The 255-nt window shown below is 64.3% G+C and carries 1 protein-coding gene; it reads left to right on the top strand.

What is annotated here, in order from left to right:
- The coding region (gene rplJ, locus ACZ6JE_RS15350; protein WP_464319506.1) for a 50S ribosomal protein L10 at positions 1-255 on the top strand (255 nt) is incomplete at both ends.

The raw sequence follows: 255 nt of genomic DNA, 5'->3' as shown, positions 1-255 counted from the left end.
GCCGGAATCAGCTCGTTCGACGACGAACTCGTCGGACCTTCTGCGATCGCCTTCGTGCACGGAGACCCGGTCGCCGTCGCCAAGAGCCTGCGTGACTTCGCCAAGGCACACCCCGCTCTGATCGTGACGAACGGTTACTTCGACGGTAACCCGCTCACGGCAGACGAGGTCAAGCAGCTCGCCGATCGCGAATCCCGAGAGGTGCTGCTGGGCAAACTGGCCGGCGCCTTCAAGGCTTCGCTGTTCGGTGCTGCC

This window comes from Frigoribacterium sp. AC759, from assembly GCF_979256015.1.
This window is presented reverse-complemented; position numbering and strand designations above follow the sequence as displayed.